The sequence below is a fragment of the Desulfobacteraceae bacterium genome (assembly GCA_022340425.1).
Taxonomy (GTDB): Bacteria; Desulfobacterota; Desulfobacteria; order Desulfobacterales; family JAABRJ01; genus JAABRJ01.
Genome location: JAJDNY010000208.1, coordinates 1 through 8,595, shown reverse-complemented (window position 1 = coordinate 8,595; position 8,595 = coordinate 1). Strand labels below are relative to the sequence as shown.

Below are 8,595 nucleotides of genomic sequence, written 5' to 3'. Positions count from 1 at the left end.
CATCAGGCGGTAGAACTGCCAGGAATTTCCCGTCGCGCCGTTGGGGCATGGGTATTCGACGCTGCAGGGCCGGCCGAAGAGCCCCAGCAAGCCCCGGGTGTCCGACCAGCTGCGATACATGCCGACAAGTTCCACCGAGAGATCGACCCGATTCGTGGCCGGCATGTAGAGCCAGCCGGGCAGAGAGCCGGCGTTGAGCCCCTCCGGGTAGACGAACATCCTGGTGTGCAGGTGCGCACTGGTGGTCACGCTGTGGCTTCCGGTCACGAAACGCACGCCGGCCGCAATGGTACCGGGCTCCGGTGGTTCTTCGTCCAGAAACGTGGGGTCCGTAGCGCCAGCGGCTTCCTTGTGCGAGCCTCGGAACTCTCTGGTCGCGGCACTCACCGAAGCCTCTGCCGATACGCCCAGCGAGGGGATGAACTCGTGGCGGACGTCACGAATGGCCGCACAGATGTTCTGATAGGGCTCAAGCAGGGTGCCCTCCGGACATTCCGGTTCCTGGGCATATGCCACGGCGGACCCCAATCCGGCAGAAAAACCCCACGGGAAGGCGGTTTTTACCGTTCCCATTTGCAATGCAAAAGGCCCCCTTTCCCCTCTGACTTCCAGCGAGGCACTATGATCGAGCCGGAGACCTCCGATCGGAACAACCAGCAGTGCGCTCACCAGGGCGATGCTCCGCAAGCCAGCAACAAAAAGTGCTGACCATGACAACCGGGTGTGTGCCATCATCGCTCAGCCCCCCTTTCCTCTCATCCTGCCCATAACGACCGTTCTTTCCGGGGCGCCCGCGGTGGCTGCCGCCATCCTTCTTTGAATCCGGCACCCCGCCACCCCAAGCGCACCCCGAAACTTTTGACTGGTAATTTGCTGCCGCCTTGGCTATCCTGCGCCCCGTTTTGCGTCATTATGCGGGCTTGGCCATTGCCGCCACACTGTTACCGCGATCCCGGAAGAAGAGAAGAGCCCCCATGCCGGAACCCCCTGCCACAAATGTCGACCCCCAGCGGTGGCTGGGGTTCACTGTCCTGTGCCTGATCTACTTTCTGGTCTACTTTCACCGGGTCTCCACATCGGTCCTGGCCCCCCAGCTGCTGACGGCCTTTGAGACCAACGCCACGGTCCTGGGCCTGATGTCCTCGATGTACTTTTACCTCTACGCGCTGGAGCAACCCCTGGTGGGGTATCTCGCCGACCGCCTGGGGCCCCGGCGGGTGGTGGGCTGGTGGACCCTGGCGGCCGCGACGGGGTGCGCGCTCTTTGCCCTGGCCCCCTCGGTGGGTTGGGCGGCCGCCGGCCGCGCCCTGATCGGTTTCGGCGTCGGCGGCGTCTACGTCCCGGCTTTAAAGGCCCTCTCCCAATGGTTCAGCCGCCACCGACTGCCTCTGGTTCTCGGCCTGCTGCTGGCCTGGGGCAACCTGGGCGCGGTGGTGGCCACCACGCCCCTGATCTGGACATCCAGCCGCTGGGGGTGGCGGACCTGCTTCTGGATCATCGGGGCCGCCTCCTTCACCCTGGGCCTGATCACCCTGCTGGCGCTTCGCGACCACCGGCAGCCCGAAACGCCGGGCACAGCCGGGGAAAATCACTGCGCGGACCTTCCGCCCTCCCCTGCAAGCCCGTTTTTGCAGGCTCTCCAGGTGCCCCGCTTCTGGATCGTAGCCGTGCTTTTCTTCATTCTCTACGGCAGCATCCTCTCTTTCCAGGGGCTTTGGGCCACGCCCTTTCTGGCGGAGGCCCTGGGGGTCGACCACCTCCTGGCCAGCCAGCTCAACATGCTGATCCCGGTGGGCTTCATGGTTGGCGCTCCCGGCTGCGGGTGGTTCTGCAGCCGCTTCGGGGTGGACAAGACTCATCTCTTTCTGACCATGGTGGCGGTGCTGGTCGCGCTCTGGGGCGGTATCACGTTCGGCGCCGGGCTGCTGGGGGTCGTCGGCATGGCCGGCCTGCTGCTTCTCCTGGGGGCCGTCACCGGCGGCTTCTGCAACATCCTGTGGGCTCTGGTGTACGACACCACCCCGCCCGCCATGCTGGGGGTCACCACCGGTCTTCTCAACCCCTTTCCACTCCTGGGGGTCGCGGCTTTCCAGGTCCTGACCGGGGCCGTCATGGACCGCGTCGAGCGCGTGGGCGAGAGCTATACCACCGCCGCCTACCAGCAGGCGTTTCTGGTCTGTCTGGCCGCCACATTGTTCTGCCTGCTGCTGGCCCTGGGGATGAAGGGCAAGCTTGCCCCTGATAAGAGCGCGCGGTCGCAGACGGCGTGCTGAGGCGCTTCGCCCCGGGTGAGCGGCGGATGTTCAGCGCAAAGCCCGAGGGTCACGGGCTCGGGGAGGAGAATGAAGGCGCGGTGGAGAGGCGCAGGAGAGGAGGGTGAAGAGGCATTTGCCCGGCAGGCCCCCTCGCTGAATGAACCCATCGGAACGGCGCCGCCGGCTGCCGGCGCTTTGCAAAAATCGACTTTCAGCCAGCCGTCGCACGCACCCGGGCAAGGGCCGTTTCCATCGCCCGGCAGGCATCGTCCAGATCCTGCGGGGTGTGCGCGAGGGAAACGAAGGCCGCTTCATACTGGGAGGGGGCCATGTAAATGCCCTGGTCCAGCATGGCGCCAAAAAACACCTTGAACTGTTCGGGGTCCGAGCGAACGGCTTCCTGGTAGTTGCGCACCGGCCCCTTTTGAAAGAAGAGGGTGCTCATGGAGCCGATGCGGTTGGTGCACAATGCCACTCCGGAGCCGGCGGCGACGGCCGCGACCCGCCGATGAAACTCCTCGGCCTTGGCATTGACAGCATCGATCACGTTCTCATCCCGGATCGTCGCCAGGGTGGCGATGCCGGCGCTGACCGCAAGCGGGTTGCCGGAAAGGGTGCCGGCCTGGTAGACGGGACCCTGGGGCGACATCAGGGACATGATGTCGCGGCGACCGCCGTAGGCGCCGATGGGCAGCCCGCCGCCGATGATCTTGCCCAGGGTGGTCAGGTCCGGGGTGACGCCGAAATGGGCCTGGGCGCCGCCCGGATGCACCCGGAAGCCGGTGATAACCTCATCGAAAATCAGCAGGCTGCCGAATTCGCGGGTCATGTCCCGCAGCGCCGCGAGGTAGCCCGGCGCGGGCAGGATCACCCCCATGTTGGCCGGGACCGGCTCGACGATCAGGGCGGCGATGGCGTCGGGGTAGGCCTCGAAGAGGGCCTTGACCGCCGCTGCGTCGTTGAAGGGGGCGATCAGCGTGTCGGCCGATACCGAACGGGGCACGCCGGGGCTGTTGGGCTCCCCCAGGGTGGTGAGCCCCGAACCGGCCTTGATCAGGAAGCTGTCGCCGTGGCCGTGGTAGCAGCCCTCGATCTTGATGATCTTCTCGCGGCGGGTGAAGGCGCGGGCCAGCCTCACGGCGCTCATAGTGGCCTCGGTGCCGCTTGAAACCAGGCGCACCATTTCCACCGCGGGCATCATTTCCGTGATCAGCCGCGCCAGGACGATCTCTTTCTCGGTGGGCGCCCCGTAGCTGGCGCCGTCTTCCAGGGCTGCCAGCAGCGCGGCCTTGACCGCCGGATGGGAGTGCCCCAGCAAAAGCGGCCCCCAGGAGTTGACGAAATCGATGTAGCCGTTGCCGTCCACGTCGTAAAGCCGGCTGCCCTCGGCGCGCCGGATGAAAATCGGGTCGCGGCCGAGTCCTTTGAAGGCTCGCACCGGGGAGTTGACGCCGCCGGGAATCACCTTGCAGGCCTGCTCGAACAGCTCTCGGCTTTTAACGGATACTGGCATACGGGTCGTCCTCTGTCTCAAAAGGGGTCTCGGGGCCGCGGTGGGAAGGCAACACCAAAGAAAAGGGCAAAAATACTCTGGCGCCGCGCTTTAAAAAAGTCGTAAAAAGTCCAAAACCAGACGGTTCCGCAAAAAGTTCAATTACAAGGCGCGCAAATCTCCAGCGGCGTGAGGCGCACTGCTTTACGCCGCAGCGACTTCGAGATGCAGCGCAACGCAGAATTGGACTTTCTGCGGAACCGTCAATCGCCGACGGCCTTGCCGCGGTAAGTGAAGAGTTCCTCGATCAGGCTGATGTTCTGGGCATCCAGGCAGTTTTCACCCTGCAGGTGCTTGAGCTGCAGTACGATGGCCTGCAGGTATTTCTTGGCCAGCGAGCGCGTCAGACGCTCCGCCTGGAAGTAGGCGCTTTCATCGAAGCGGTCGCGCATCCGCGCGAGCTCTTCGCGCCGGATGGTCTCCACCTGGGTTTTGACCGCCTGAATGACGGGGTTGATCCGCAGGGATTCGCGCCAGTCGATGAATTTCTGAAGCTCCTCGGCGATGATGCGCTCCACCGTGTCCACCGACTGCTCCCGCTTGACTAGGTTGCAGGTCACCACTTCCTTGAGATCGAAAACGTTTTTGAGCACCACTTCGGGGAGCGCGCCCACGCCCGGATCGAAATCCCGCGGCACGGCCAAATCGACGATCAGCACGGGCCCCTTTTCACGGTTTTTGAGAATGGCCGCCATGTCGCCGGCCTCGAAGAGGCAGTGGTTGGAATCGGTGGCGCTGATGACGGCGTCGGCCCGGGCCAGTTCGTCGCGCAAACCGTATACCGACACGGCCCGACCGCCCACCTCGGCGGCCAGGGCCGCGGCTTTTTCCAGGGTCCGGTTGGCGATGACGATCTCGCCGGTTTGACGATTGGCCAGGATGCGGGCGCCGATGCTGCCGATTTCGCCGACCCCGATGATCAGCACCGAGGCCCCTTTGAGGTCGCCGCAGAACGCCTCGGCCAGGTCCGCAGCGGCGGCGGCCGTGGAACAGCAGCCCTTGTTGCTCTCGGTTTCGTTCTTCGCGCGTTTGGAGGCCCGGAAAGCGGCATGAAAGAGCTTGTGCAGCAAAGTGCCGGCCGTGCCTGCACGGCAGGCCGTCCCGTAGGCGCCCTTGACCTGACCGGCGATTTCGTTTTCCCCCACCACAACCGAGTCCAGACCACAGGCCACGGTGAACAGATGGCGTTTGGCCGCCTCGCCGACCTTGAAATAAAAGTGCTCCCAGGCCGCACCGGGGCTTTCCCCCTTGAGCGCCCGCAGATGCGCCCGAAAAACCGGCCGCAGATCGACGTTCTCGGCGCAGACCGCATAGAACTCGGTCCGATTGCAGGTGGTCAGAATGGCGATTTCATCAATCTGGGGATGGGAATGAAGGGTCTGCAGCGACGCCATGACCTCTTCGTTTTTCAGCGCGAAACACTCGAGTTGATCGATGGCGGCGGCCTTGTGGTTGAGGCCGAACAAAACGACTTGCATGGGCACAACTCCTGTCAGGAGGCTGTCAGGCGGCAGATATGTTCGGGTCGCGGCGAAGTTCCAGGTTGCGCTTGGCCGATTCGGGCCCAGGAAACGGCGGCTGATGGCTGATGTCCGCTTCGAGGGGCCGCAGCGTCAGGCTGAAGTAATTCTTTTATCATTCCTTGCCGGTACTTTCAACCAAATTTGACGGTTCCGCAAAAAGGCCAATTCCTGCGTTGCGCTGCATCTCGAGGTCGCTGCGGCGTACATTAAGTACACCTCACTCCTCGAGATTTGCGCGCCTTGGACTTGGCCTTTTTTCGAAACCGTCTGAATTTTGACTTTTCCGTTTGGTCTAATGAAAATAAGGTTAGCCGCCGGCCGCCGGCCGCACCCGGCAGCCGATCGCCTTGAGGTTGGGGGTGCCGAACTCCCGCCCGAGGGTCGCGGTGCTGGTCAGCATGTTGAAATTGGCGCTCTGCCAGTCGAACTGGGCGGCCGCCCCCTTTTCGGGAAACCACCAGCCGTAGGCGGCGAAGACCACCCCCGGGCGGACCGTATCGGTCACCCGGGCGTGCTGGGTGACCGCCCCGTGGGGGGTTTCAATGACCATCGCGGCACCGTCTGCAATGCCGCAGGCCGCAGCCGTCTCGGGGTGGATTTCGGCCTCGGGCCGCTCGCTTTTGCGGCGCAGGCCCGCCACCCAGCGATAGCAGGAGTGAAGATAGAAGCGGCTCTTGCAGCTGGTCAGGAGCAGGGGAAAGGCGGGGTCGTCTTCCGGGGGCGTCTCTTGCCCGGCGGGCAGGGGCTTTAGCTTGAACTTGGGCGCCTGGCTGAGCGCCAGCTCCACTTTGCCGGTGGGGGTTTTAAACCCCTTGGCGCGGTATTTGTGGAAGCGCTCGGGCCCGGTGAGATAGCCCTTTGCGACGAACTCGCGGTAGGTCAGACCGGCGGGCTTCAGCAGCAGCTCGAGAAAACCGGAGGCGTCGTCGAACCAGTGCTCGGGCGGGGTGGTGCGCTTGCCCAGCTCGTTAACGATCTTCAGATCGGGCCAGCACTCCGGCGGCGGATCGACCACCTTGGGCCGCGCCAGAACGATCCCGTGGCCCAGGCCGTAGTGGCCGATGTCGTCGAACTCGAAATGCGTCGCCGCCGGCAGCACCACGTCGGCCAAGGCCGCGGTGGGGGTCATGAAAACGTCCGCGACCGCCAGAAAATCCAGCGCCCGCAGGGCCTCCTCGGTCCGGCGGCTGTCGGCGTAGCCCAGCAGGGGGTTGGTGCACTGCATGTAGGCCGCCCGTACCGGGTAGGGCTCGCCGCTGAGCACCGCCTGCCGGAAATAGGCCGGCGGCACGGTCATCAGGCGCGGGATGGCGCCGTGATGGGCGTGGATCATCTCGAAGCGCTTGTTCGGCAGCAGATCGGCGCGCACGAAGGGCCCCAGGCCGAGAATCCCGGGTTCGTTGGCCTGGATGTTGCCGCCGGGCGCGTCCAGGTTGCCGCAAACGGCCATCAGGCAGACCAGCGCGCGGGTGGCGTCGAAATTGTGAACGGTCTGCTCGATGGGGTTGCCCCACTGGATGGCGGCCGGCCGGCTTTGGGCATAGAAACGGGCGCTCTCCCGGATCAGCTCGGCGGGCAGGTCTGTGAGCGGGGCCATCTTTTCCGGCGAGAAATCGCGCACGTGCTCCGCCAATTGATCGAAGCCGTGGGTCCACTGGGCGACGAAATCGGCGTCGTAGAGGCTTTCGGTGACGATCACATGCAGAAAGGCGAGCGCCAGGAGATGATCCGTGCCGGGCCTCAAGGGCAGCCAGAAACGGGCCCGCTCGGCCAGCTCGGTGCGGCGGGGGTCGACGATCATCAGCGCGGTGCCCTGGCGCAGCTGCTCCAGCAACAGGCTGTGGATCGCGCCCTCCTCGTTGGTCCAGGTCACGTTGCTGCCCCAGAGCACCACCAGCGCGCTTTTCTGGTGAAAATCGGCCACCGGGTAGAAGCCGCAGGTGTGCATGCCGGCGACCTCGCGCGGGGCGTGGCACACGTCCTGGACCGCCACCAGGTTGGGCGAGCCGAAAAGGTTGGCCAGCCGAATCAGGGCGAAATGCTCCAGCCCCTTGGGCATCCCCTGGCAGAAAGCCACCGCCCGGGCGCCGTGGGCCTCCCTGGTTTTCACCAGGCCGGCGGCGACCGTCTGCAGCGCTTCCTCCCAGGAAACCGGTTGCCATCGGCCCTCGCCGCGGCGGCCGGTGCGCTTCAGCGGCTGTTTCAGCCGGTCGGGATGGGTCAGGCGCTCGGCCGAAACCCGGCCCTTGTGGCACACGTAGCCCCGGTTCAAAAAGCCGTCGGGATCCCCCTTGATCTTGACGATCTGGTTGCCCTCAACCCCCACCAGCAGACCGCAGCCGCCGTGGTCCATGCGGGCGCAGTGGGTCTTGACCCACCGGATGTCATCGGTCATTGTTACCTCTCCATTCAAATCTTTGAAGTGCACACCAAAACCGGCCTGGCGAATGCCGCGGGCGGCGCGTCGCCACACGCCACCGAACTCCGCCGACCGGGGTCAGGGTTTCATAGCAGACTGAGCGCGGGGTCGTCAAAATCGAAAAACGCCGACGGCGCCGCAGTTGGGCGGCAAGCAAGGGGGTCGGGGCCGAGGTATCGGCGAGGCTCAGCCTGAACGGGCGGGCGGCCCGTCCGGGGCAAAGCCTGCGGCGCCGGCGGGGTCCTTAGGGGCTGGATTTGAGGGTGTAGGGGTTGATGGTCAGCACCGGCACCGGCGAGCGGCGCACCACGTTCTCGGCCACGCTGCCGAAGACCGTGTGCTCGAGTCCCTTGCGGCCGTGGGTACCCAAGACCACCAGATCCACGTCTTCGTTTTCGATGACATTGAGGATCACCGTCACCGGGTCGCCGGAGAGCACCTCCCGGCGGACGTCGCTGACCCCGCGCACGTGACTTGCGTAGAACTCCTCCAGGGCCCGGGCGGCCTCCTTTTCGATGATTTTCTGGTCCAGCTGAATCGCGGTGGCCGGCACGTAAAGGTCCCCCCATTGGCGCAGGTTTTCCACCACGTGCAGCAGAATCAGGGTGCTGTCGTACTTTTCCATCAGGGAGAGCGCGTAGTAGAAAATTTTGCCGGAATTCTCCGTCAGGTCGCACGGAAACAGGATGTTGCGAATGCGCAGCATTGCGGTTCCTCCTCTGGCTGGCGGTTGTCGAACTTCAAAAATTCAAAACATGCGATTTTAGAGGTGAATTTAACCCTACAAGGTCACTTCTAAAAATGAGCCCTATATATCGTTATTTCAGGATTAGCGCTTACAACATA

Annotated in this window: 6 protein-coding genes; 1 reads left to right on the top strand and 5 read right to left on the bottom strand. The window is 64.4% G+C overall.

Annotation, left to right across the window (positions count from 1 at the left end):
- A partial coding sequence (locus LJE63_17890) for a hypothetical protein (GenBank protein ID MCG6908478.1) occupies positions 1-516 on the bottom strand: 516 nt, incomplete at its 3' end.
- Positions 517-974: 458 nt separating this feature from the next.
- Between LJE63_17890 and LJE63_17885 the strand changes: the two genes are divergently transcribed.
- The gene (locus tag LJE63_17885; protein ID MCG6908477.1) at positions 975-2,273 is read left to right on the top strand and encodes an MFS transporter; all 1,299 of its coding nucleotides are present in this window, start codon (positions 975-977) and stop codon (positions 2,271-2,273) included.
- Between the two features lie 193 nt (positions 2,274-2,466).
- Here LJE63_17885 and hemL read toward each other — a convergent pair whose 3' ends face one another.
- The 4 genes from hemL to LJE63_17865 form a co-directional block, all read right to left on the bottom strand.
- Complete coding sequence (gene hemL / locus LJE63_17880) at positions 2,467-3,768, bottom strand: glutamate-1-semialdehyde 2,1-aminomutase (protein ID MCG6908476.1); 1,302 nt, start codon at positions 3,766-3,768, stop codon at positions 2,467-2,469.
- Between the two features lie 242 nt (positions 3,769-4,010).
- Entirely contained in the window at positions 4,011-5,285 is a 1,275-nt protein-coding gene (hemA, locus tag LJE63_17875) for a glutamyl-tRNA reductase (GenBank protein MCG6908475.1), read from the bottom strand.
- Between the two features lie 352 nt (positions 5,286-5,637).
- Complete coding sequence (locus LJE63_17870) at positions 5,638-7,725, bottom strand: molybdopterin-dependent oxidoreductase (protein ID MCG6908474.1); 2,088 nt, start codon at positions 7,723-7,725, stop codon at positions 5,638-5,640.
- 268 nt (positions 7,726-7,993) lie between these two features.
- Positions 7,994-8,455 (bottom strand): universal stress protein, encoded by a 462-nt coding sequence (locus tag LJE63_17865; GenBank protein MCG6908473.1) that lies wholly within the window; start codon positions 8,453-8,455, stop codon positions 7,994-7,996.
- Positions 8,456-8,595 lie beyond the last annotated feature (140 nt).

Excerpts from the sequence above, each read along its gene's own strand:
- LJE63_17885 (MCG6908477.1), top strand. The coding sequence starts at position 975 with ATGCCGGAACCCCCTGCCACAAATGTCGACCCCCAGCGGTGGCTGGGG.
- hemL (MCG6908476.1), bottom strand. The coding sequence starts at position 3,768 with ATGCCAGTATCCGTTAAAAGCCGAGAGCTGTTCGAGCAGGCCTGCAAG.
- hemA (MCG6908475.1), bottom strand. The coding sequence starts at position 5,285 with ATGCAAGTCGTTTTGTTCGGCCTCAACCACAAGGCCGCCGCCATCGAT.
- LJE63_17870 (MCG6908474.1), bottom strand. The coding sequence starts at position 7,725 with ATGACCGATGACATCCGGTGGGTCAAGACCCACTGCGCCCGCATGGAC.
- LJE63_17865 (MCG6908473.1), bottom strand. The coding sequence starts at position 8,455 with ATGCTGCGCATTCGCAACATCCTGTTTCCGTGCGACCTGACGGAGAAT.